Origin of the sequence: Citrobacter sp. Cpo040, assembly GCF_030332915.1 — a bacterium.
Classification (GTDB): Bacteria; Pseudomonadota; Gammaproteobacteria; order Enterobacterales; family Enterobacteriaceae; genus Citrobacter; species Citrobacter portucalensis.
The window spans coordinates 258633-281796 of sequence record NZ_JAOWGX010000033.1 but is presented as its reverse complement, the minus strand read 5'-3'; the positions used below and the strand labels follow the sequence as shown (position 1 = coordinate 281796).

21 protein-coding genes are annotated in these 23164 nt (G+C 53.1%); 7 read left to right on the top strand and 14 right to left on the bottom strand.

Annotation, left to right across the window (positions count from 1 at the left end; all coding sequences use genetic code 11):
- Positions 1 to 53 precede the first annotated feature (53 nt).
- The 3 genes from panB to panD all read left to right on the top strand — a co-directional run bounded on the left by panB (position 54) and on the right by panD (position 2257).
- Positions 54 to 848: a 3-methyl-2-oxobutanoate hydroxymethyltransferase gene (panB, locus tag OGX86_RS04325; protein WP_008786234.1), complete on the top strand. Its 795-nt coding sequence runs from the start codon at positions 54 to 56 to the stop codon at positions 846 to 848.
- A gap of 78 nt (positions 849 to 926) precedes the next feature.
- A complete protein-coding gene (gene panC / locus OGX86_RS04320; protein WP_048214914.1) occupies positions 927 to 1781 on the top strand; it encodes a pantoate--beta-alanine ligase in 855 nt (284 codons plus the stop codon).
- A 95-nt stretch (positions 1782 to 1876) separates the two neighbouring features.
- Entirely contained in the window at positions 1877 to 2257 is a 381-nt protein-coding gene (gene panD, locus OGX86_RS04315; RefSeq protein WP_003018640.1) for an aspartate 1-decarboxylase, read from the top strand.
- A gap of 6 nt (positions 2258 to 2263) precedes the next feature.
- Here panD and OGX86_RS04310 read toward each other — a convergent pair whose 3' ends face one another.
- The 4 genes from OGX86_RS04310 to OGX86_RS04295 all read right to left on the bottom strand — a co-directional run bounded on the left by OGX86_RS04310 (position 2264) and on the right by OGX86_RS04295 (position 5792).
- Positions 2264 to 3493 (bottom strand): polysaccharide deacetylase family protein, encoded by a 1230-nt coding sequence (locus OGX86_RS04310; protein ID WP_136391525.1) that lies wholly within the window; start codon positions 3491 to 3493, stop codon positions 2264 to 2266.
- Positions 3494 to 3554: 61 nt separating this feature from the next.
- Positions 3555 to 3995 carry a PTS sugar transporter subunit IIA gene (locus OGX86_RS04305; RefSeq protein ID WP_048214923.1) on the bottom strand — a complete coding sequence of 147 codons (441 nt, stop codon included), beginning with the start codon at positions 3993 to 3995 and terminating at the stop codon, positions 3555 to 3557.
- Between the two features lie 103 nt (positions 3996 to 4098).
- A complete protein-coding gene (locus OGX86_RS04300; protein ID WP_003829467.1) occupies positions 4099 to 4869 on the bottom strand; it encodes an ABC transporter permease in 771 nt (256 codons plus the stop codon).
- Complete coding sequence (locus OGX86_RS04295) at positions 4866 to 5792, bottom strand: ABC transporter ATP-binding protein (protein ID WP_003829469.1); 927 nt, start codon at positions 5790 to 5792, stop codon at positions 4866 to 4868. The genes OGX86_RS04300 and OGX86_RS04295 overlap by 4 nt, the downstream gene beginning before the upstream one ends.
- Before the next feature lie 108 nt (positions 5793 to 5900).
- Here OGX86_RS04295 and can point away from each other — a divergent pair, with 108 nt between their 5' ends.
- A complete protein-coding gene (gene can, locus OGX86_RS04290) occupies positions 5901 to 6563 on the top strand; it encodes a carbonate dehydratase (protein WP_003018654.1) in 663 nt (220 codons plus the stop codon).
- 70 nt (positions 6564 to 6633) lie between these two features.
- On the opposite strand, the gene hpt is transcribed toward can, so the two are convergent.
- From hpt to cueO, 3 genes are all read right to left on the bottom strand, one after another.
- Positions 6634 to 7170 carry a hypoxanthine phosphoribosyltransferase gene (hpt, locus tag OGX86_RS04285; RefSeq protein WP_003018658.1) on the bottom strand — a complete coding sequence of 179 codons (537 nt, stop codon included), beginning with the start codon at positions 7168 to 7170 and terminating at the stop codon, positions 6634 to 6636.
- Positions 7171 to 7421: 251 nt separating this feature from the next.
- Entirely contained in the window at positions 7422 to 9077 is a 1656-nt protein-coding gene (gene tcp, locus OGX86_RS04280; protein WP_284106279.1) for a methyl-accepting chemotaxis citrate transducer, read from the bottom strand.
- 183 nt (positions 9078 to 9260) lie between these two features.
- Complete coding sequence (gene cueO, locus OGX86_RS04275) at positions 9261 to 10877, bottom strand: multicopper oxidase CueO (RefSeq protein ID WP_286639396.1); 1617 nt, start codon at positions 10875 to 10877, stop codon at positions 9261 to 9263.
- Positions 10878 to 11030: 153 nt separating this feature from the next.
- Between cueO and OGX86_RS04270 the strand changes: the two genes are divergently transcribed.
- Positions 11031 to 11378 (top strand): YacC family pilotin-like protein, encoded by a 348-nt coding sequence (locus tag OGX86_RS04270; protein WP_032941691.1) that lies wholly within the window; start codon positions 11031 to 11033, stop codon positions 11376 to 11378.
- Between the two features lie 30 nt (positions 11379 to 11408).
- Here the strand turns inward: OGX86_RS04270 and OGX86_RS04265 are convergent, their stop codons facing one another.
- The 6 genes from OGX86_RS04265 to acnB all read right to left on the bottom strand — a co-directional run bounded on the left by OGX86_RS04265 (position 11409) and on the right by acnB (position 18694).
- A complete protein-coding gene (locus OGX86_RS04265; RefSeq protein WP_008786221.1) occupies positions 11409 to 12176 on the bottom strand; it encodes a DeoR/GlpR family DNA-binding transcription regulator in 768 nt (255 codons plus the stop codon).
- A gap of 9 nt (positions 12177 to 12185) precedes the next feature.
- Entirely contained in the window at positions 12186 to 13169 is a 984-nt protein-coding gene (locus tag OGX86_RS04260) for a D-threonate 4-phosphate dehydrogenase (RefSeq protein ID WP_136391523.1), read from the bottom strand.
- Positions 13159 to 14430 (bottom strand): D-threonate kinase, encoded by a 1272-nt coding sequence (gene dtnK / locus OGX86_RS04255; protein ID WP_286639393.1) that lies wholly within the window; start codon positions 14428 to 14430, stop codon positions 13159 to 13161. The genes OGX86_RS04260 and dtnK overlap by 11 nt, the downstream gene beginning before the upstream one ends.
- Positions 14427 to 15380: a 2-keto-3-deoxygluconate permease 1 gene (locus tag OGX86_RS04250; RefSeq protein WP_048214928.1), complete on the bottom strand. Its 954-nt coding sequence runs from the start codon at positions 15378 to 15380 to the stop codon at positions 14427 to 14429. The genes dtnK and OGX86_RS04250 overlap by 4 nt, the downstream gene beginning before the upstream one ends.
- A gap of 179 nt (positions 15381 to 15559) precedes the next feature.
- Positions 15560 to 15922 carry a protein YacL gene (gene yacL / locus OGX86_RS04245; protein ID WP_020996227.1) on the bottom strand — a complete coding sequence of 121 codons (363 nt, stop codon included), beginning with the start codon at positions 15920 to 15922 and terminating at the stop codon, positions 15560 to 15562.
- 174 nt (positions 15923 to 16096) lie between these two features.
- Positions 16097 to 18694 carry a bifunctional aconitate hydratase 2/2-methylisocitrate dehydratase gene (acnB, locus tag OGX86_RS04240; RefSeq protein ID WP_048214930.1) on the bottom strand — a complete coding sequence of 866 codons (2598 nt, stop codon included), beginning with the start codon at positions 18692 to 18694 and terminating at the stop codon, positions 16097 to 16099.
- Between the two features lie 448 nt (positions 18695 to 19142).
- Here acnB and OGX86_RS04235 point away from each other — a divergent pair, with 448 nt between their 5' ends.
- Complete coding sequence (locus OGX86_RS04235; protein WP_286639391.1) at positions 19143 to 20729, top strand: DUF3300 domain-containing protein; 1587 nt, start codon at positions 19143 to 19145, stop codon at positions 20727 to 20729.
- 10 nt (positions 20730 to 20739) lie between these two features.
- Positions 20740 to 21534, top strand: a complete 795-nt coding sequence (locus OGX86_RS04230; protein WP_032942377.1) for a DUF2950 family protein — start codon at positions 20740 to 20742, stop codon at positions 21532 to 21534.
- Positions 21535 to 21654: 120 nt separating this feature from the next.
- On the opposite strand, the gene lpdA is transcribed toward OGX86_RS04230, so the two are convergent.
- A complete protein-coding gene (gene lpdA / locus OGX86_RS04225; protein ID WP_003829486.1) occupies positions 21655 to 23079 on the bottom strand; it encodes a dihydrolipoyl dehydrogenase in 1425 nt (474 codons plus the stop codon).
- Positions 23080 to 23164 lie beyond the last annotated feature (85 nt).

Here is a 23164-nt window from a genome sequence, read left to right as displayed (position 1 = left end):
CATTCCCCTACAATGCGGCCATTCTATTCATCAATATTATGGCCGGAGAGGTTATGAGCAAACCCACTACTATCGCTGTGCTGCAGAAATGCAAACAAGAGAAAAAGCGCTTCGCCACCATTACCGCGTACGATTACAGCTTCGCCAAACTGTTCGCCGATGAGGGCATCAACGTGATGCTGGTCGGCGATTCGCTGGGCATGACGGTACAGGGGCACGACTCCACCCTGCCGGTCACCGTGGAAGACATTGCCTACCACACCCGCGCGGTACGCCGCGGCGCGCCGAACTGCCTGTTGCTCTCCGACCTACCGTTTATGGCTTATGCCACTCCAGAGCAGGCGTTTGAAAACGCTGCGGTGGTCATGCGCGCGGGCGCTAATATGGTCAAAATCGAAGGCGGCGCATGGCTTACGGATACGGTGAAAATGCTCACCGAACGCGCGGTGCCGGTTTGCGGTCATCTGGGATTAACGCCCCAGTCGGTGAACATCTTCGGCGGCTATAAGATTCAGGGCCGCGGCGATGCCGGACAGGTACTGCTGGACGACGCGCTGGCCTTAGAAGCAGCGGGCGCTCAACTGCTGGTGCTGGAGTGCGTACCGGTTGAGCTGGCGAAGCGCGTCACTGAAGCGCTGTCGATTCCGGTAATCGGCATTGGCGCGGGTAACGTCACCGACGGACAAATCCTCGTCATGCATGATGCCTTTGGCATTACCGGCGGCCATATCCCGAAATTTGCGAAGAATTTCCTCAATGAAGCAGGCGACATGCGCGCCGCAGTGCGGCAGTATATGGCTGAAGTGGAGTCCGGCGTTTATCCGGGTGAAGAGCACAGCTTCCACTAATTTTCTGACCGTGCCGGATGACGACGCTACGCGTCTTATCCGGCCTACGGTACCTCAGGCAACTCAAGGAGTCTTGTCGTGTTAATCATTGAAACCCTGCCGCTGCTGCGCCAGCATATTCGTCGTCTGCGTCAGGAAGGCAAACGCGTCGCACTGGTTCCCACCATGGGCAACCTGCACGACGGCCATATGAAACTGGTCGATGAAGCAAAAGCCCGGGCTGATGTGGTGGTAGTGAGCATTTTCGTTAACCCGATGCAGTTCGACCGCCCCGACGATCTGGTGCGTTATCCGCGTACGCTGCAGGAAGATTGCGAAAAGCTGAACAAACGCAAAGTTGATTATGTCTTTGCACCAGCCGTTGAGGAAATCTACCCGCAGGGTCTGGAAGGTCAGACTTTCGTTGATGTTCCCGGCCTCTCTACCATGCTGGAAGGTGCCAGTCGTCCAGGTCACTTCCGTGGCGTTGCCACCATCGTCAGCAAGTTGTTTAACCTGATCCAACCCGATATCGCCTGCTTTGGTGAAAAAGATTTCCAGCAACTGGCGCTGATCCGCAAAATGGTAGCGGACATGGGTTATGACATTGAAATCGTTGGCGTACCGATTATTCGTGCCAAAGACGGTCTGGCCCTCAGCTCACGTAACGGTTATCTGACGGCAGAACAGCGTAAAATCGCGCCGGGCCTGCACAACGTGATGAACGGTATCGCTGAAAAGCTGATTGCGGGTAATCGTGAGCTGCAAGAAATTATTGCCATTGCGGAACAAGAGCTGAATGAAAAAGGCTTTCGCGCCGACGATATTCAGATCCGCGATGCCGACACGCTGCTGGAGTTGACTGAAACCAGTAAACGCGCCGTAATTCTTGCTGCCGCCTGGCTGGGTCAGGCGCGTCTGATCGATAATCAAAGCGTTACATTAGCCCAGTAGACAGGGGTTAAAAATCGGGCAATACTGCCTGAAGATTTCTCAAAGCAGGCCAGTCACGCCTGCTTAGCCAAGGTAAACGACAGGGTATAGACGTTATGATTCGCACCATGCTGCAAGGCAAGCTCCACCGCGTAAAAGTCACGCAGGCGGACCTGCACTACGAAGGCTCCTGCGCCATCGACCAGGATTTCCTTGATGCCTCAGGTATTCTGGAAAACGAAGCTATTGATATCTGGAACGTGACCAATGGTAAACGTTTCTCAACCTATGCCATTGCGGCTGAACGCGGCTCCAGAATCATCTCGGTGAACGGTGCAGCGGCGCATTGCGCTGATGTTGGCGATATTGTAATTATCGCCAGCTTCGTCACCATGTCTGACGAAGAAGCCCGTACATGGCGTCCGAAAGTAGCCTATTTCGAAGGCGACAACGAAATGAAACGCACTGCAAAAGCCATTCCGGTACAGGTCGCCTGACAGCCCTTACCCCTGCGGCTGATTGACTATCAGCCGCGACATTGTTTCCAGCGAATCCGTCCGCAGGATATACAGCCGCTTTAGCAACATCGGGTTATCGCCAGGCTTTACCTTCCCTTTCGCCGTCGTTACCGCCAAATGAAAACCAGCGTCATGCGCCGCTTTCACCGCCGTCGCGTTATAGCCGCCAAACGGATAGGAAAGATAGAGCACATGCGGATTAAACTGCCCGAGCGCCCGACGGGAGTGTTCAAAATCAAACAGAATATTGTGATAGTTACGGCTGAGTAAAATAGGTCGTCGCTGGCCATCCACCCGATGCAAGAAATGAGTGTGCGACTGGAAATCGAATACATCTTTAATCCCTTCCAGCTCGGAAATACTCATAAACTGCAGCGATTTCGGATCCCACTTTTGCGGGTGGCGCTTGATACGTGAGCTAATGATAAACGCCGTCGCCTTAAAGCCATACTGCTTGAGGACGGGATGCGCATAGCGGCTAACGGACTTCAGGCCATCATCGAACGTAATAACGACCGAACGCGCCGGGAGGTTCGCACGATTATTGAGGTAGTCTTCCAACTGATACATCGTCAGCGTGGTATAACCCATATCTCGCAGCCAGGTCATCTGGTTACTGAACGCGCGCACTGAGGTGGTGGTGGAGGTATGACGAAAACGCGTGTTCTCTTCATCGCGCAGGATATGATGGTAAGTCAGAATCGGGATACCGTTATCCTGCTGGGCATCCAGCGCGCTGATATAGGCCAGCCGCTCGCCGATGCGAATCTGGTACCAGGTCTGATTCAGTCTGTCTTTCAACCGACTGAGCACCGGATAACGTAGATTATCCGCCAGAGTACCAAACGGTGCGCTGCCAACGTCCGGCGCGTTATAGACCGGGGTATCTTTCCAGGTGACCAGGTTCTGATTGCTTAACGGTTTATTTAAGTCACCCAGGCCGTCTTCCACACGCTGACGCCCCTGCACAGGTTCCAGGTGCCCTTTGTCGATGTAGCCTTTGCCAAAACCGAAGTTGAAGGTGTAGTAATCCTTTGCATCCGGTTCAACGGCAATAATCTGTCCGGCGCGTAAATTACCGACAGTCTCCGTCTTATTGCCAATATGCGCCCAGATCACCGCATCCTCCGTGGTTTGCATATAGCGAGCGGGCAAGGCCGCACCTACGCCACCAGAGAAAAGGAGCAACAGAACAAACAGAACGCGCATAACCATATGAGATAACCGAGGCGAGAAACCTCGGCTATTGTAGCAAAAGCATCATCAATACCAATGATTAATACTCATACAAATCATGCTTCAACACGAAGGGGGGATTTTTTTGTTGTTGATGCCAGAGGCTGGAGACTTCGGGGCCGCCAAGCGCGACGATGCAATCGCGAAACGCAGAACTGCTCAGTAATTCCCGCGACGAAAGCATTCGTTCAAGCAATGGATAGCTGATACCTGAAATCACTTCACACTGGGGATGTTTATGACTCATTAACGAGGCTACACGGTATGGCGCAGCCCCGGCCATATCCGTCAGAAATACTACCCCTTCACCAGAGTCTGTGGCATGCAGGGCATGGCACATCATGCGGCTTAACATATTCGAGCTGAGCCCACGCCAGAAACTTACCGCCTGACATTGCTCCAACGGACCGTACTTTTTCTCCAGACGATGCAGCATATCCTGTGCCTTATCGTCATGACAGGTAATTACCCAACCTAACATTGCCTACCTCCTTAGCAGGCAAGTAGTTTATCAGGGTGATAAATCGGTAATGGTGATAAGCATCAAAAGTCTTCCTCTCCCGAGTCAGGAGAGGAAGAAAGAATTAGCTACGTAGGCCGCGTCCGCGCTGAATCAGGTACCAGCACAGCAAGTAAAACGCCGCAATGAACACCACCAGCACGCCAAACGTGGTGACCAGCGGAACATCATGAATACCCAGGAAGCCGTAGCGGAAGCCGCTAATCATGTAGACAATTGGGTTCAGATGCGAAAGTCCCTGCCAGAACGGCGGCAGCAGCGTTAACGAATAGAACACGCCACCCAGATAGGTCAGCGGCGTCAGCACGAAAGTTGGGATCAGGCTGATATCGTCAAAGGTTTTAGCAAAGACTGCGTTCAGCAAACCGGCCAGCGAGAACAGTACCGCCGTTAACACCAGCGTGAGCGCCACAAAGACCCAGGAATGCACCTGGAACGGCACGAAGAACAGTGAAATAGCCGTGACCAGAATGCCTACGCACAGGCCACGCGCCACGCCGCCGCCGACGAAACCGGCAATAATCACGTGCGTCGGCACCGGGGCGACCAGCAGCTCTTCAATATTGCGCTGAAACTTGGCGCTAAAGAACGACGAGGCCACGTTGGCGTACGAGTTGGTGATCACTGCCATCATAATCAGCCCCGGCACAATAAACTGCATGTAGCTAAAGCCATGCATTTCGCCGATACGCGAGCCGATCAGGTTACCAAAGATAATAAAATAGAGCGTCATGGTGATGACGGGAGGCACCAAAGTCTGGACCCAGATACGCATAAAGCGGTGGATCTCTTTCGCCCAGATGCTTTTCAGCGCAACCCAGTAAAGCTGCATCATGCGCGATCTCCTTGTTTTTCATGCACCAGAGAAACAAACAGTTCTTCCAGTCGGTTGGCTTTGTTACGCATACTCAATACCTGAATGCCCTGCGCGCTCAGCTGAGAGAAGACGCTGTTGACCCCTTGTTCACGCAGAACCTCCACTTCCAGCGTGGAAGTGTCGACCAGTCGGTACTGATAACCTTCCAGTTTCGGCAGCGGACTTTTTGGTGCCAGATCGAGGATAAAGGTCTCAGATTTCAGCTTGGAGAGCAGACTCTTCATCGAGGTGTTTTCCACCAGCTCGCCGTGCTGAATAATGCCGATATTACGACACAGCATTTCCGCCTCTTCGAGATAGTGAGTGGTCAGAATAATGGTGGTGCCTTTGTCGTTTAAATCCTTTAAAAAGCCCCACATTGAACGACGCAGCTCAATGTCGACGCCCGCCGTTGGTTCATCCAGAATGAGTAATTTCGGCTCGTGCATCAGCGCACGGGCAATCATCAGACGACGTTTCATCCCACCAGACAGCATGCGCGCGCGCTCGTTACGTTTTTCCCATAAATCGAGCTGCTTTAAATATAGTTCGCTGCGTTTGACCGCTTCTTTATGCTCAACACCGTAGTAACCCGCCTGGTTGACCACGATCTGCTGCACGGTTTCAAACGGGTTAAAGTTAAACTCCTGCGGTACCAGGCCAAGCTGGCGTTTCGCGTTAACCGTATCTTTTTCAAGATCGTATCCGAAGACACTCACCCGCCCGGAGGTTTTATTCACCAGCGAGCTGATTATTCCAATGGTGGTGGATTTTCCTGCGCCATTCGGTCCCAAAAGCGCATAAAAATCACCCGCTTCGACTTGCAAATCTATCCCGCGTAACGCCTGAACGCCACCGGGGTAAGTTTTTTTAAGTTGTTGAAGTTCCAGAGCAATGGTCATGTTTTTATACTTACCTTACGTTCTGACATTTTATATATAGTTTAAATAATGATGGAGTTACCCTATATTAGCCCATCGAATTTATCTGGCTTCGGGTCGTGCTACTCCATGAAAGACATAGATACACTCATCAGCAACAATGCACTATGGTCAAAGATGCTGGTAGAAGAAGATCCCGGATTTTTTGAAACGCTGACGCATGCCCAGAATCCGCGTTTTCTATGGATTGGATGTTCCGATAGCCGCGTTCCCGCTGAACGATTAACCGGTCTTGAACCGGGCGAATTATTTGTTCACCGCAATGTTGCCAATCTGGTTATTCACACCGACCTGAACTGTCTCTCAGTGGTTCAGTATGCGGTGGATGTGCTGGAAGTGGAACATATTATTATATGCGGCCACTATGGATGCGGCGGCGTCCAGGCGGCGATTGAAAATAAAGAACAGGGGCTGATTGATAACTGGTTACTGCACATCCGCGATATCTGGTTCAAACACAGCTCACTGTTGGGCGAAATGCCGCAGGAACGTCGTATGGACACCCTGTGCGAACTGAATGTCATGGAACAGGTCTATAACCTGGGCCACTCAACCATTATGCGTTCAGCCTGGAAGCGCGGTCAGAAAGTGACCATTCACGGCTGGGCTTACGGTATTCATGATGGCCTGCTGCGCGATCTCGACGTCACCGCCACCAGCCGCGAAACGCTGGAACAGCGCTATCGCCAGGGGTTGTCTAACCTGAGTCAGAAACACAGCAACCATAAATAATGTGACATTGCCGGGAGGCGGCGACGCCTTACCCGGCCTACAAACCCGCGCCATCAGGCGCTCCAGCCAATTACTCGTCCAGCAGCACTACTTTGCCAACATACGGCAGATGGCGATAACGCTGGGCATAGTCAATGCCGTAACCGACCACAAACTCATCAGGAATTGAGAAGCCGATAAACTCGACCGGAACATTCACTTCACGACGAGAAGGTTTGTCCAGCAGCGTACAAATAGCCAGGGATTTCGGCTCGCGCAGGCTCAGAATTTCACGCACTTTGGACAGCGTATTGCCGGAGTCGATGATGTCTTCGACAATCAGCACGTCCTTGCCACGAATGTCTTCATCCAGGTCTTTCAGGATTTTAACATCACGCGTGGTAGACATTCCGCTACCGTAGCTGGATGCCGTCATGAAATCGACTTCGTGAGAGACATGCACTTCACGGCACAGATCCGCCATAAACATAAATGAGCCACGTAACAGACCAACCAGCACCATATCGCTGCCGCTGTCCTTGTAACGTTCGTTAATCTGGCGCCCCAGTTCAGCAATACGCGCTTTGATCTCCGCTTCCGGGATCATCACTTCAACAGTATGTTTCATAAACCCTATAACTCACTGATTTTTATCAGTTGACACATCATGCAGATCGAAAGAAAGCGCTTACGTTGATACACCGACTGACAGACGGCGATCCGCTCTAACCACAAAACTTGCGACAGCATACAAACAATTCAGTTGATGAAGTATACCAGTAAAGAGAGCGGGTTCCTCTGATAGTTCACAGGAGAACCCGTTTGCGTCGTTTTTTGTACGCTTATTAATCAAAACCAGGAGCGCACGGCAGCCTGTGGCTAAAACGTTTCCCAGTGCGGGTCTTGTGGCGAACTCCCCGCGGAGGTCGATCGTGGAGTATCCATAGGTGGTTTTCGATGCTCACCGTTGGAGGCATCGCGAGTGATGCGAAATGCCGCCACGGCCAGGCGTAACTGTTCAGCTTGTTGTTCCAACGAAGCGGCTGCAGCGGCAGACTCCTCTACCAGCGCGGCGTTTTGTTGTGTGACACTGTCCATCTGCGAGACCGCGAGACTCACCTGCTCAATCCCCCGACTCTGTTCCTCCGAGGCTGAGGCGATTTCCCCCATGATGTCCGTCACGCGGGTGACCGCTGCGACAATCTCTTTCATCGTTTTACCCGCGTCCGACACCTGCTGAGATCCCATCCCCACGCTGTGGGTTGAGTTATCAATCAACGCTTTGATCTCTTTGGCTGCCTGAGCGCTACGGCTTGCCAGGGTACGGACTTCACCCGCCACAACAGCAAATCCGCGTCCCTGCTCTCCTGCTCTGGCAGCCTCGACCGCCGCGTTGAGCGCCAGGATATTGGTCTGGAAAGCAATACTGTCGATGACGCTGGTGATCTGCGCAATTTGCTGTGAACTACCGGCAATTTCACTCATCGTGTGCACGACAGTATCAACAACCCGTCCACCACGTGCGGCAGTATCAGACGCATTCTTAGCCAGTTGAGTCGCCTGTTTCGCATTGTCCGTATTTTGCTTCACGGTCGCGGTAAGCTGTTCCATGCTGGCGGCTGTCTCTTCAAGTGAAGCAGCCTGCTGCTCAGTACGCGAAGAAAGATCGTTGTTACCTGATGAGATTTCCGTTGCGCCGCTATGAATCGTTTCTGAGCTGTTACGCACCGACGTGACTGTCGAAATCAGCGACTGTCGCATTTCATCTAAGCCCGTCGCCAAACGTCCCATTTCATTACGTCCCTGGACGTCGAGTTGATGGGTCAGATCACCACGGGTGATAATACGGATATGCTCCATGATCTGCGCCAGGGGTTTTAGCAGCATATGCTGCAACCCACTCCAGATCATGCCCAGAACGATGAGCACAGCGATGACAATTGCCCCTAACGTCCATTGCATGCGGGTAAAGCTGTGCTGATTTTCAGCCGCCGCGTGCTGGAGCAACGCGTTGTTTTCGTTACGCCACTGGTCATAGCTGGCTTCCATTTCATCCTGCGCCTTCTGAGCATCAAGATCACCATAGGCCTGATAGTTATTCGCGCGCAGATACTCTATCGATAACGCCATCACGTCGTGCATCTGCCGATACTGTTTTTCCATTTCAGATGCAATTTGCGGATTCTGCCCCGACACCTGCGGCAATGACTGATAATGCGCGAAGTATCCCTCAGCCTTCTTCATCGACTCACTCGCCGTTTTTAGCAAAGTATCAATGGCCGCCAGTGAGGCCGGATCGCGTTGATTCTTTAAGAAACGAATTGCTACGCGGGTTACCGTTACTCGGGTTTTAATCAGCGTATTGACGCTGTCACTCAGATTTTCCTGTTGGGCATTCAGGGTGCCTGAGTTCTGGAAATTATGGCGATCATTGTTTACCGCAGAATAAAAAAAGCTTCCTGTCACGACCTGTAGCAAACAGAAAATGGCGAGAACCAGAAGAATGCCGGTAATAACACGCACATTTTTAATCATAGTATTTCATCCATTGAACTCACATTGGGTACCCAATGATTATCGGCTTCAAAGGCGATTACTTTATGTGCAATAGAAGAATTTGCAGGAGGAGGGAGTCGTGCGGTGAAACGCTGTAAAGAGACTGTGTCTTATCCGGCCTACGAGAGATTTCTGCAGGCCGGATAAGCACAGCGTAACTTTTTAGACGGTGAAGCCGAGCATCATCCCGGTATCTTCATGCTCTAACAGATGACAGTGCGCCATATAGGCATGCTCTTTTGGCGCGTCGTGGTCAAACTTCACCAAAACCTCGCTCACGCCGCCTTCTACCCGCACAGTGTCCTTCCATCCCGCGCGGTGTGCGGCAGGCGCTTTGCCATTCTCAGACAGAATGCGGAACTGTGTGCCGTGAATGTGGAACGGGTGCAGCATCATGTCGCCCTGACCGGAAATCACCCAGCGTTCGTGCTGACCTTTCGCCGCGGCAAACATCGGTTTATTCATATCAAATGCCTGACCATTAATCCGGTTGGCATTATGGAAGTCGAATGATCCATGCTTCATGTTGCCCATGTCGCCATGCTGCATATTCCCCATCTCACCGTGGTTCATATTGCCATGATTCATATTGCCGTGGCCCATATTGTCATTATTCATATGGCCCATCATCTTCCCATGATCCATACCCGCCATGGCCTGACCGCCGTATTTCTTCATCAGCATTTGCATGCCCATCATATCGAGCATCGGATCCATCGACAGCTGCAGCTTGCGCACCGTCAGACCTTCCAGTGATGGCAGCGATGGCATGGATGTCAGCGAATCTGGCAGCGTGCCGGAAGCGGTAATCAGCAACGGTTGAACGCGCATCACCGGGTGCGGCTTATCGAATGGCGCAATCGCCATCCCCATCTGGCTGACTGGTAGAGTGACCAGATCAAAAGCTTTGCCGTCACTGACATCCACCAGCACTTCAAAGCGCTCGCCCATCAGCATAGGAAGCTCGGTCACTTTTACCGGTTCCGCCAACAGTCCGCCGTCGCTGGCAATAACGTACAAAGGACGATTGTCGCTGGCCGCAATGTTCAGTGAGCGTGCATTACAACCATTCAACAGGCGTAGACGCAACCAGCCACGCGGTGCGGCATGCTGAGGATAAATCGCCCCATTGGTCAGCAGCGTATCGCCAAACCAGCCGACTGCGGCGGTCATGATGTCCAGTTGATAATCAACCTGCCCATCAGCAGAGAACTGTTTGTCCTGAATAATCACCGGCACATCATCAATGCCCCACTGCTTAGGCAGCATCAGCTTGCGAATCTCTTCATCTTCAATCAGCACCAGTCCGGCCAGTCCCATCGCTACCTGACGGCCGGTCTTTCCATGCTGATGCGGGTGGAACCAGCAGGTTGCCGCCCGCTGATCCGGCGTGAAGGTCACTGAACGTTTCCCGCCCGCCGGGATAATGCCTTGCGGCCCACCGTCGACTTCACCGGGGATTTCCAGACCGTGCCAGTGCAACGTCGTCTCTTCGGCAAGCTGGTTATGGATATCCACGGTCACCGACTGCCCTTTGTTCAGCTTGACCGCAGGTCCGAGTAAATTGCCGTTATATCCCCATGTCGTCGCAGTTTTACCAGCAAAGCTCGATTTTCCGGTTTGCACGACCAATTGCATACGGTTTGAGGCATCCGCGGTTAGCAGGTCAGGAATGGGCAATGCAGGGCGGTCTGCGGCAAATACGCTCCGGCTCCACAGAGGTAACGCTGACGCGACGCCCAGCGCCACGGAGTACTTTAAAAAGTCACGACGTTGCATAATCACTTCCTTATATTCAGCAGCTTAAGCAGGCTATCTTTTAAGCATAAGCCTTCCCCTTACGGGAAGGTCAAGTGAACGGCTAATAATAAAGGTCGTCGCTTCGCTCGCAGTATGCTAACGTTTAAATTCCGTGATGCAGTGGTAGAAGCAATGAAGACGTTTTTCAGAACAGTTTTGTTCGGCACCCTGATGGCCGTATGCGCAAATAGCTACGCGCTCAGCGAGTCCGAAGCCGAAGATATGGCCGATTTAACGGCAGTTTTTGTTTTTCTGAAAAATGACTGTGGATACCAGAATTTGCCTAATGGGCAGATTCGTCGCGCACTGGTCTTTTTTGCCCAGCAAAACCAGTGGGACCTGAGTAATTACGACACCTTCAATATGAAAGCGCTGGGTGAAGACAGCTACCGCGATCTCAGCGGTATCGGCATCCCTACAGCAAAGAAATGCAAAGCGCTGGCGCGTGACTCTCTGAGCCTGCTGGCCTACGTTAAATAATCTCCGGCGCAATCAGGGTTGAGATTGCCGTTACTCTGGCTGTACCAGCGTCAGGGCAACGGATTGCGCTTTTAATTCAGTCTGCGCGTTTGGCGGTAGATTCACATCGGTAACAACATCGGTAAAGCAACTAAGCGGCGCGACGTTAAATAACGAATGTGCGCCGTACTTACTGCTATCCGCCAGCAATACCTTCCGTTGGGCATTAGCAATAATCTCCTGCTTTAATCCCGCTTTGTCTTCCGTTGGCGTGGTTACACCCTTTTCCATACTCCAGGTGTTACAGCTCATAAAAGCAATATCAGGATAGACGCTGCGCAACATTTTCCGGCCAAACTCACCAATACAGGACTGGCTGCTGTCATCGATGCGTCCACCGACGATCGTCACCTCTATCTGACGGAATTCTGACAAAAACAGGGCAATGTGCAGATCAACGGTAATCACTCGCAGCGGCAAATGCGTCAGACATTTTGCCAGCTCCAGCATTGTGGTACCGGCATCAAGCACCACGGCATCGCCCGCACGCACCATTGAGGCGGCAAAACGCGCAATCGCCCGTTTCTCAGCAGGCGATCGCAGTTGCTTTTCGTTTGTGGTTGGCTGCGCCGCTTCAAAGCGTCGTAACGCAACACCGCCGTGGCTGCGGCTGATCACACCCTGTTCATCCAGCTTGATGAGATCGCGCCTGATCGTTGCTGGAGAGGCGTCAACCGCGTCAACCAACTGTTCCACGGTAACCAGCGTATGATTTTTCAAATACGCCACAATCTTATCCAGACGGTGTTGCCCTTTCATAACAGTAAATTACGCCAGTTGCATTGCCAGTTTGATCGATACGGCCATGCTCTCAGATTTTGCTTTTCCCGTCCAGGCGATATCAAATGCCGTACCGTGATCGGCAGAGGTACGAATAAACGGTAAACCTGCTGTGATATTTACACCATCATAGAAACCCAGCAATTTCAGCGGGATATGCCCCTGATCGTGGTACATCGCCACCACCATGTCATACTGACCTTCATAAGCCTGTAAAAACACGGTATCCGGCGGGCACGGACCGTAAACATCCATCCCCTTCGCTTTCATATTCTCAATCGCGGGTCCGACAATACGAATTTCCTCATCGCCAAACAGGCCATTCTCTCCGGCATGTGGATTCACCCCCGCAACGGCAATACGCGGGTGTGCAAAGCCTACGCGCTTCAGGAAGGTATCCGCGATACTAATCACCGTTTCGACACGTTGCCCATTGAGCGTATCAAGGAATTTGCGCAGTGCGATATGCGTCGAAACATGGATAACTTTCAGCTTATCGGTGTACAGCACCATCGCATAGTCACGGCTTTCGGTTAGCGTTGCCAGCAGTTCGGTATGTCCAGGATAATTGTGTCCGCCGAGATGCAGCGCTTCTTTGTTCAACGGCGCGGTCGCGATGGCATGTACATCTCCCTTCATCGCCAGTTCAGTCGCCCGCTTCACACAGCGATAGGCCAGATCGCCCGCCTGCGCCTGCACTGTACCCGGAATCAGTTCGTCAGGCTGCGCCAGCGGTTCATCAATCACATGAATCGTATCTGGCGTGAATCTGGCATCGGCGACCTGTTCAATAGCGCGAAATGTTACTCCGTCAGCCAGCCCCCGAGCCTGTAACCGCTGCAGCGTTTTTAGGCACCCGACCACCACCAGAGGTGCACCATTAAGTTCATCTTCGCGTAGCGCTTTAACAATAATTTCCGGACCAATCCCCGCCGGATCTCCCATCGTAATCGCAATTGTTTTAGTTACCACGGTACATCTCCTCAATAAAATACAGCGCATCGCAAAGGGTCGTATCAGAACCGAATCCACCCGCTTTGGTAATAACCGGCAAGTCGTCAATCTCGCTATTCACAAACGTTCCGCACGGAATACAGGGGGCGACCTCACTGTGGATGCGATACCCTTCAGCACCCAACGCACTGGCGACCGCCGTGGCAATATCGCCTCCGGTCAGGAACAAACCGCCGATACGTGCTTGTTCAATAATGCGCAGCGTTATCTCCCCTAGACGCTGGCTCAGCAGTTCTCCCAACTGCTGGCGGCTCATCCCCACGTTGAAACACAGCGTGTCGATCATGTCCCGGTCTTCTGCACATCGACTGGTGCGTAAGATCGTGTGCTGCTGCTGGCTCAGTTGCGCGCAAGCCTGTTCAATAACAGAGTCCATTTCCTGTGCAAATGACGATGCAACCAACCGCGCGGCATCGATATCAACGACTTTTGCCCGACCCTGACACACTGCTTTTTCCACCTGACGTCGCGTTGCCTCACTCATTGAGCCAGCCACAACCAACACCGGTAATTCCTGCTTTTTTTGCATAAACGTTGCGGCCGGTAGCGCATTGGCCAGCCCTGCCGCCCCTACGAGCAGCGGCATCTGTTTTTGCTCACAAACCGCCTGTGCAATGAGCGCGAGATCTCGCTCTTCCACGGCATCCACCACCACCATACATTCGCCGGCTTTTGCAAAAGCGCTCAGCAGCGCACTCAAGCTTCCCCGACGCACATCCACCAGCGACACCTCATGTACAGGGACATCACTTTGCAGTGCGACCAGTTCAGCAATACGCGAAGAGTGAATGGGCGTTTTTGGATCGCTGGCGAATTCCGTTTCCAGCAGCGGCACACCATGGACCAGGCACAAGCCATCCTGCGTGGTGCGCCCGGCAGCAGGAATTGCCGCCGCAATCACGGCCAGCGTCCGACCGGCTGTACGCATGGCTGCAGTGACTTCAGCCCCCACATTGCCACGAAATGTTGAGTCTATTTTTTTGTATACCAGCGGTGTTGCTTCGCCCTCACACCATGGTGCTAACGCTTGTTGTACAGCCGCGGCGGCCTGCATTGCCGGCATCGCCCGGCTTTCCGTATTGATGACCAGAACATCGGCGCGGCGCGACGGTTTCTGCGCTGGGGTCAGCATTACTTCGGTACGCGCCCCTTTTTTCGCCAACTGTACGCCGGTATCGTTAGAGCCCGTAAAGTCATCGGCGATAACGATCATTTTCATGCTTTCTTCTCCTGCACGGTCTGACGAGACTGCCTTTTCGCGACCCACGACGTAAGAATTGGCGTCAGAATGGCGGTTGTAATGACCGACGCAGCAATCAGCGGCGCTGCCGCAGCGGCAACCTCTGCCAGCGAGGGATCGGCCTGTGCTATGGCCAGTGGCGTCGCGACGGCGTTCCCCGCCGTACTGGATGCCGCAGCACCAGCAATACCACTCCCGCCTACCAGACGATCGGCACGAATGTTAAAGAAGCCGCCCACAAAGGTAGTCAGCACACCCAGCAGAATGCCCGCCAGACCACCTTGCAGCAGCATTTCCAGGTTAATACCGGCTCCAAGTGCAAACGCAAAGAAAGGAATGAGCAGTGGACCGCCTTTCGTCAGGAAGTCACGCATATTAGCGTCGAGGTTACCGAGGATCATGCCAACCACCAGCGGAACAAGAACCGCCACCAGCGCCATGATAGGAATATTTGCCATACCCGCCGCGCCCAGCGCGATCATGGTAAAGAAAGGTCCGTCATTCAGAGACAAAATGGAGATCGCGCCAACATCGCGTTCATTGCCAAACTCGCCAACCAGCGCCGCGTAAAGCCCGCCATTGGAGTTACTCATTGCCGCAATAATGGCAACACCGCTTAAGCCAAAGATGCCTTCCGCGCCAAACAGGTGTTCAACCCCGAGACCAATTGCAATCGCGACCAATAACTTGGTCAGCGTAATCGTGCCGCCTTGTAGCAAAGCTTGCGGCGCCGCCTTTACGCTAATTCCCGCGCCCATACAGAGCAGGAACGCGCCAATCAAGGGAGCCGCGCCATTTTTAAATAAAGCAGTGGTGAATCCACCGATCTGCAACGCCTGCGGGGCAAAAGTGTTGATAATGGCACCGATAACCAACGGCACAACCATCATGCCGCCGGGTACGCGTTCTATTGCCTTCTTGATGTTCATGGTCTTCCCGCCTGTTGTTATGTTGTGATTAAATAAAATCACAACGATTATATTCAATCAAAATCAGATCACAAACGCGGCAGATCACAGTTTTTGAATGATTAATAAAAATCAAATAATCATTCGGATGAAAAAAAGCCGGGTTTGTCTCACCCGGCTTCATTGATATCTGAAATATCTCAGGATTGATGCACAAATTCGCGGTATGCCGCCACAACCTGAAGAAAGTCCTCTACACCACAGAGCGAAAAACTTTCTTCGTCGTAGTAGCTCATCCCCTCTTCCATCTCATCGCCAGAGAACTCCAGCTGATTAGCGCGAACCATCACTTCTTCGCCATCCAGCCAGAGCGTGTATTCATGCCCTGCTCGCTGCCAGGAGCGCTCACTGCCCTTAACCGCACGCGCTGCCTGTTCCACTTCATCAAGTAAGGCCAGGTTTTCTTTCACTTCCTCATTAAACCAGTGCCCCACCACCTCGTGGCCCATGGACATACGCACTTTTACCACCCCGGTAATATCGCGCAGAAATTCGTAATCCATAATGTCTTCCTCTACTCCCGGCAATGCGCCAATACCGCATTGCGCCTTGCTGTAATTATCGCAGCAGCGCGGCAGAAAAAAAGCGTAGTGGGTATAAGGAATAGAAATAAAAATGCCCGGAGAAGCAGACTTCTCCGGGCATTGATGCGTTTTTACACAAAATGCTTTAGGGCATTACACCGCAGTCTGGAAAATCACACCATCGGCTTTCTCGGTATACTGAGACAGCTGGTCGAAGTTCAGATAACGGTAAGTATCTACGGCAGTTTTATCCACCTGTGCCACATAGGTCTGGTACTCTTCCGCCGTCGGCAGTTTGCCGATCAGCGCCGCAACCGCCGCCAGCTCCGCAGAAGCCAGGTAGACGTTCGCCCCGGTACCTAAACGGTTCGGGAAGTTACGGGTAGAGGTCGACACCACCGTTGCGCCGTCGGCTACACGCGCCTGGTTACCCATGCACAGAGAGCAACCTGGAATTTCGATACGCGCACCGCTCTTACCGAACACGCTGTAATAACCTTCTTCGGTCAGCTGTGCCGCATCCATACGGGTTGGCGGAGCCACCCACAGACGCGTTGGCAGTTGGCCTTTGTGCGCATCCAGCAGCTTACCAGCGGCACGGAAGTGGCCGATATTAGTCATGCAGGAGCCGATGAACACTTCGTCGATCTTCTCGCCCTGTACGTCAGACAGCAGACGCGCATCGTCCGGATCGTTCGGTGCACACAGGATTGGCTCTTTGATATCCGCCAGATCGATGTCGATCACTGCCGCGTATTCTGCGTCAGCGTCGGCTTCCAGCAACTGCGGATCCGCCAGCCATTTTTCCATGCCCTGCACACGACGTTCCAGCGTACGGCGATCGCCGTAACCTTCTGCGATCATCCACTTCAGCAGAACGATGTTAGAGCTCAGATACTCAACGATCGGCTCTTTGTTCAGCTTAATGGTACAACCGGCAGCAGAACGTTCAGCGGAGGCGTCGGTTAATTCGAACGCCTGCTCCACTTTGAGATCCGGCAGACCTTCGATTTCAAGAATGCGACCAGAGAAGATGTTCTTCTTACCTTTCTTCTCAACGGTCAGCAGACCCTGTTTGATCGCGTACAGCGGGATGGCGTGTACCAGATCGCGCAGGGTGATACCCGGCTGCATTTTGCCTTTGAAACGCACCAGAACGGATTCCGGCATATCCAGCGGCATCACGCCGGTCGCAGCAGCAAACGCCACCAGACCAGAACCTGCCGGGAAGGAAATCCCGATAGGGAAACGGGTATGGGAGTCACCACCGGTACCTACGGTATCCGGCAGCAGCATGCGGTTCAGCCAGGAGTGAATAACGCCGTCGCCCGGACGCAGCGACACACCGCCGCGGTTCATGATGAAGTCTGGCAGCGTGTGATGCGTGTTCACGTCAACCGGCTTCGGATACGCCGCAGTGTGGCAGAAGGACTGCATCACCAGGTCAGACGAGAAGCCCAGGCACGCCAGGTCTTTCAGTTCGTCACGGGTCATAGGGCCAGTAGTATCCTGAGAACCGACGGAGGTCATCTTCGGTTCGCAGTACGCGCCCGGACGGATACCTTTTACGCCGCAGGCACGGCCAACCATTTTTTGTGCCAGAGAGAAGCCACGGCTGCTTTCCGCCACGTCTTTCGCCTGACGGAATACGTCACTGTGCGGCAGGCCCAGCGCTTCGCGCGCCTTGGTAGTCAGGCCACGACCGATGATCAACGGGATACGGCCACCGGCGCGTACTTCGTCGATCAGGACTTCGGTTTTCAGCTCAAAGCTTGCCAGCAGTTCGCCGGTTACGTGGTTGCGTACTTCGCCTTTGAACGGGTAAACGTCAATCACGTCGCCCATGTTCATGTTCGACACGTCCACTTCAATCGGCAGTGCGCCCGCATCTTCCATGGTGTTGAAGAAGATAGGTGCAATTTTGCCGCCGAGGCACAGGCCGCCGCCGCGCTTGTTCGGCACATGAGGAATGTCGTCACCCATGAACCACAGCACGGAGTTGGTTGCGGATTTACGCGAAGAACCGGTACCGACAACATCACCCACATAAGCCAGCGGGTAACCTTTTTTCTGCAATTCTTCGATCTGTTTGATCGGGCCAACCACGCCAGGCTGATCCGGTTCGATACCTTCACGGGCGTTTTTCAGCATCGCCAGAGCGTGCAGAGGGATATCCGGGCGAGACCATGCATCCGGTGCCGGAGAAAGGTCATCGGTGTTGGTTTCACCCGTCACTTTAAAGACGGTAACGGTGATTTTTTCAGCCAGAGCTGGACGGTTCAGGAACCATTCGGCATCAGCCCAGGATTGCATTACCTGCTTCGCATATTCGTTGCCCGCTTTGGCTTTTTCTTCTACATCGTAGAAGTTATCGAACATCAGCAGCGTTGAAGAGAGCGCTTTGGCGGCAATCGGCGCCAGTTTTGCATCGTCCAGCGCGTCGATCAGCGGATGAATGTTGTAGCCACCCTGCATGGTGCCCAGCAGTTCAATGGCTTTTTCTGGGGTAACCAGCGGGGAGGTGGTGTCGCCTTTTGCGACAGCGGCGAGAAAACCAGCTTTAACATAAGCGGCTTCATCTACGCCAGGAGGAACACGGTTGATCAACAGGTCTAACAGGAATTCTTCTTCGCCCACAGGCGGGGTCTTCAGCAGCTCGACAAGTGCAGCCATTTGGGTTGCGTCTAAAGGTTTTGGCACAATCCCCTGGGCAGCACGCTCAGCTACGTGCTTACGGTATTCTTCTAGCACGACGATATCTCCTCGCTCTCATTGTCATAATGCGGCGCTTTTGTAGATGGGCGATTCTCTTCACGCTCCTGTGAGACAGTAGTTAGTAGGGTAAATGCCCGGTACCGCATAAGGCACAATAACAGGATTTTCATTAAGTGTTAATCCGTTTACAAAAAAGCAACATAAAAAATTGGCTGAATCGTTAAGAATGGTATAGCGACAAGGTGAGGCGAAATTAAGTCAGCTTAAAACCGCCCATAAACGGTTAATTTTCAAGCGCGATCGGCTGAATATTCCAGCGATTTTTCCGCCATCACATATAATTGTGTAATAAATACTCACACTCTTTTTCCGGACGTATCTGGTGAATCAACCATAAAAGTCAAAACTGTCTAACACGGGTGAATAATACTCGCGGCAACAGGAACGCCTCACGGCACAGCGCTCGTCTCGTTGGAGTCATTTTATGAAGTTGCCCCTTAAGCCACATCTGCTTGTCCTTTTGTGCAGTGCCGGGCTGTTTGCCGCCTCTGGCGTGATGTTTGTTAAAAGTCGCACAACGGAGCCTGCTGCTCCGGCCCCCGTTGCGCAGCAACCGTCAACACCGGCCCCAGCTCCCGTAGCGGCCCCCGCCCCAGTAGAGCAAACTGCACCCGCCGTGGCACCAACCTACTCAGCAGCACAAATCGATCAGTGGGTTGCGCCTATCGCGCTCTATCCAGACTCGCTGTTGTCGCAAATTTTGATGGCCTCAACCTATCCGGCTAACGTCATCCAGGCCGCACAGTGGTCAAAAGACAATCCCAAAATGCAGGGCGATGCCGCCATTCAGGCCGTTGCCAGCCAGCCCTGGGATCCCAGCGTGAAATCGCTGGTCGCTTTTCCTCAGTTGATGTCACTGATGGGTGAAAATCCGCCGTGGGTACAAAGCCTGGGCGATGCTTTCCTCGCACAGCCGAAGGACGTCATGGATTCCGTTCAACGTCTGCGTGTACTGGCGCAACAAACCGGCGCGCTGCAATCAACACCGCAACAGACCGTCACCACCGTGACCAAAGCGGCACCAGCGAAAACCGCCACCAGCACGTCAACAACCAGCACTACCACCACGACAAGCCCTACTGTCATCAAGATTGAATCCGCCGATCCGCAGGTGGTGTACGTTCCAACCTATAACCCGAACACGGTTTACGGTACCTGGCCGAATACCGCCTATCCGCCAACCTATCTGCCACCAACGCCCGGTGAGCAATTTGGTAACAGCTTCGTCAATGGTTTAGGCTTCAGCCTTGGTGTCGCCACAACCTATGCCATCTTCAGTAACATCGACTGGGATGACGACGACGACCACCATCATAATGATGACTGGGATAACCATGGCGGCTATAACCGCAACGGTGATAACAACATCAACATTAACGTTGATAACTTCAACAAAATCAGTGGGCAGCGCCTGACAGATGCCAACCGTACCTGGCAGCATAACCCGGCCTACCGTGAGGGTGTGCCTTACCCAAATAGCCAGCTCAATAACCGCTTCCACTCCACTAACACGGCAACCGGGTTAAGTTCGACCCAGCAAAGACCGGCCAACCGTGATAGCCAGCGTCAGGCAGCCCTGAGCCAGATGGAGAAATCGACGGGGAAAACATTCCCGCAAACGGCGCGTACGGGCACGAGAGACGCCCAGCGTCAGGCATCGAATCAACAACTGAAGCAAATTTCCCAACGTAATAACTACCGCGGTTACGATACCAAACCGCAAACCGCGAAGCGGACGAGCACTCAGCAGCGGGAGAATCGCCAGGCAGTCGCCCAGCGACAGGAGAAACGGGTCACGCAACCGGCACAACAACGCAATGTGCAACAGCGCAATCTTCAACAGCGAACCAGCCAGCCACGCGCCAATGCGCTGAGCGGTAACGACAGTCGCTCCGCCAACTGGCAGGCACAGCAACAGCGAGGTGCCCAGAGCCGGCAGGTCGCCCGTAATCAGCCATCGCGCCAGCCTTCTGGCGGGCGTGCTGAACATCGTGAATTCCGTCATCGTTAAGGGAACCGACATGAAAAATAAACTACTCAGTGGAATGGTGTTGTTCATGGTTTCGGCCACCGCGATGGCACAACAATCCTTCAGCACACCAGACCAGGCAACAGATGCGCTGGCAAACGCTATCAGTGAGCAAAATGAAAGTGCAATGAGCAACCTGCTCGGGGAAAACTGGCGTGATTTTCTGCCGCCAGAAGGCGTCGATCCTGATGCGGTTGATCGCTTCCTGCGTGACTGGAAGGTACGCCATAGCACTGTCATCGACGGCAATACGGCGCATCTTGTGGTTGGGGACAGCGACTGGCAACTGCCAATCCCGGTCGTCAAAAACGCTTCAGGCTGGCAATTTGATATCAAGGAAGCGGCCGAAGAGATCCTGACCCGTGAGATTGGACGCAACGAACTTGCTGCCATCGAGGCGTTGCACGCCTATGTGGATGCTCAGCAGAGCTATTTTGCGATGAACCAGAAATACGCACAAAAAATTGTCAGTTCTGAAGGGAAAAAGGATGGTCTGTACTGGCCTGTTTCGCCGGGCGAAGCGCCAAGCCCGCTTGGCCCAGCCTTCAGTCCACAGGAGCCGGGCATGGGCTATCACGGCTATCGCTTCCGGATCCTTCCCGATAAAACCAGCGGTTTTGCCATGGTAGCCTGGCCCGTTAGCTACGATCACACCGGCGTGATGAGTTTTATCATTAACGGTGAAGACAAAGTCTACCAGGCCGATCTCGGTGTTGAATCACAGCAGAAAGCGCAAGCGTTAACCACATTCCATCCGGATAAAAACTGGCAACCTGTAGCACCGTAAAGCGAGGTTAAGCCGTAGGCCGGGTTAGCACTAGCGCCACCCGGCATGTTGCCCGAAATAACGGGTAGCTTCAGACAAAAAAAACGCCTCCGAAGAGGCGTTTTCACAAAAGCGTAAAAATTACTTTTTCTTCGCTTTCGGGTTTGGCAGGTCGGTAATGCTACCTTCAAAGATTTCTGCCGCCAGGCCCACGGACTCGTGCAGAGTCGGGTGCGCGTGGATGGTCAGCGCGATATCTTCTGCGTCACAACCCATTTCGATCGCCAGACCGATTTCGCCCAGCAGCTCGCCGCCGTTGGTACCGACAATCGCACCACCGATAACACGGTGAGATTCTTTGTCAAAAATCAGTTTGGTCATACCGTCTGCGCAATCGGAAGCGATAGCACGGCCAGAAGCAGCCCACGGGAAGGTGGCGGTTTCGTAGCTAATGCCTTTTTCTTTCGCTTCTTTCTCGGTCAGACCAACCCATGCAACTTCTGGTTCAGTGTATGCAATGGATGGGATAACTTTCGGATCGAAGTAGTGTTTCTTACCGGCGATAACTTCAGCGGCAACGTGACCTTCATGAACACCTTTGTGTGCCAGCATCGGCTGACCGACGATATCGCCGATAGCAAAGATGTGCGGCACGTTGGTGCGCAGCTGTTTGTCAACGCGGATGAAGCCACGGTCGTCAACTTCCACGCCAGCTTTGCCCGCGTCGAGGTTTTTACCGTTCGGTACACGACCGATAGCTACCAGCACAGCATCGTAACGCTGAGCTTCGGCAGGGGCTTTTTTGCCTTCCATGGAAACGTAGATACCGTCTTCTTTCGCTTCAACGGCGGTCACTTTGGTTTCCAGCATCAGGTTGAATTTCTTGCTGATACGCTTGGTGAAGACTTTAACCACGTCTTTGTCGGCAGCCGGGATAACCTGGTCGAACATTTCAACCACGTCGATCTCTGAACCCAGCGCATGGTACACGGTACCCATTTCCAGACCGATGATACCGCCGCCCATTACCAGCAGGCGCTTAGGAACAGTTTTCAGTTCCAGTGCATCGGTGGAATCCCACACGCGCGGATCTTCATGCGGAATAAACGGCAGTTCGATCGGACGGGAACCCGCCGCGATGATTGCGTTGTCGAAGTTGATCACGGTTTTGCCGTTTTCGCCTTCAACTTCCAGGGTGTTTGCCCCGGTAAATTTACCCAGACCGTTAACCACTTTCACTTTACGGCCTTTGGCCATACCCGCCAGACCGCCGGTCAGCTGAGTGATAACTTTTTCTTTCCAGGTACGAATCTTGTCGATATCGGTTTTCGGCTCGCCAAAAACGATACCGTGTTCAGCCAGCGCTTTGGCTTCTTCGATAACTTTTGCTACGTGCAGCAGCGCTTTAGAAGGGATACAGCCGACGTTCAGACAAACACCGCCAAGGGTGCTGTAACGTTCTACGATGACGGTCTCCAGACCTAAATCTGCGCAACGGAAGGCAGCAGAGTAACCTGCAGGGCCTGCCCCAAGTACCACGACCTGAGTTTTGATTTCAGTGCTCATCATGACCTCTTAATTTATACCCGTCGTCCAGCGGGTCGTTCTATCCGCCCGTATTTTACAAAATTGTTAACAATTTTGAAACAAC

Bases quoted from the DNA above. Each gene is read 5' to 3' on its own strand.
- cueO (WP_286639396.1), bottom strand. From the start codon at position 10,877: ATGCAACGTCGTGACTTTTTAAAGTACTCCGTGGCGCTGGGCGTCGCG.
- OGX86_RS04265 (WP_008786221.1), bottom strand. From the start codon at position 12,176: ATGAAAGGGCAACACCGTCTGGATAAGATTGTGGCGTATTTGAAAAAT.
- tcp (WP_284106279.1), bottom strand. From the start codon at position 9,077: ATGATTAAAAATGTGCGTGTTATTACCGGCATTCTTCTGGTTCTCGCC.
- panB (WP_008786234.1), top strand. From the start codon at position 54: ATGAGCAAACCCACTACTATCGCTGTGCTGCAGAAATGCAAACAAGAG.
- OGX86_RS04310 (WP_136391525.1), bottom strand. From the start codon at position 3,493: ATGGTTATGCGCGTTCTGTTTGTTCTGTTGCTCCTTTTCTCTGGTGGC.
- OGX86_RS04300 (WP_003829467.1), bottom strand. From the start codon at position 4,869: ATGATGCAGCTTTACTGGGTTGCGCTGAAAAGCATCTGGGCGAAAGAG.
- yacL (WP_020996227.1), bottom strand. From the start codon at position 15,922: ATGGATTACGAATTTCTGCGCGATATTACCGGGGTGGTAAAAGTGCGT.
- OGX86_RS04230 (WP_032942377.1), top strand. From the start codon at position 20,740: ATGAAAAATAAACTACTCAGTGGAATGGTGTTGTTCATGGTTTCGGCC.
- panD (WP_003018640.1), top strand. From the start codon at position 1,877: ATGATTCGCACCATGCTGCAAGGCAAGCTCCACCGCGTAAAAGTCACG.
- OGX86_RS04235 (WP_286639391.1), top strand. From the start codon at position 19,143: ATGAAGTTGCCCCTTAAGCCACATCTGCTTGTCCTTTTGTGCAGTGCC.
- lpdA (WP_003829486.1), bottom strand. From the start codon at position 23,079: ATGAGCACTGAAATCAAAACTCAGGTCGTGGTACTTGGGGCAGGCCCT.
- OGX86_RS04295 (WP_003829469.1), bottom strand. From the start codon at position 5,792: ATGACCATTGCTCTGGAACTTCAACAACTTAAAAAAACTTACCCCGGT.
- hpt (WP_003018658.1), bottom strand. From the start codon at position 7,170: ATGAAACATACTGTTGAAGTGATGATCCCGGAAGCGGAGATCAAAGCG.
- OGX86_RS04270 (WP_032941691.1), top strand. From the start codon at position 11,031: ATGAAGACGTTTTTCAGAACAGTTTTGTTCGGCACCCTGATGGCCGTA.
- OGX86_RS04250 (WP_048214928.1), bottom strand. From the start codon at position 15,380: ATGAACATCAAGAAGGCAATAGAACGCGTACCCGGCGGCATGATGGTT.
- OGX86_RS04305 (WP_048214923.1), bottom strand. From the start codon at position 3,995: ATGTTAGGTTGGGTAATTACCTGTCATGACGATAAGGCACAGGATATG.
- can (WP_003018654.1), top strand. From the start codon at position 5,901: ATGAAAGACATAGATACACTCATCAGCAACAATGCACTATGGTCAAAG.
- dtnK (WP_286639393.1), bottom strand. From the start codon at position 14,430: ATGAAAATGATCGTTATCGCCGATGACTTTACGGGCTCTAACGATACC.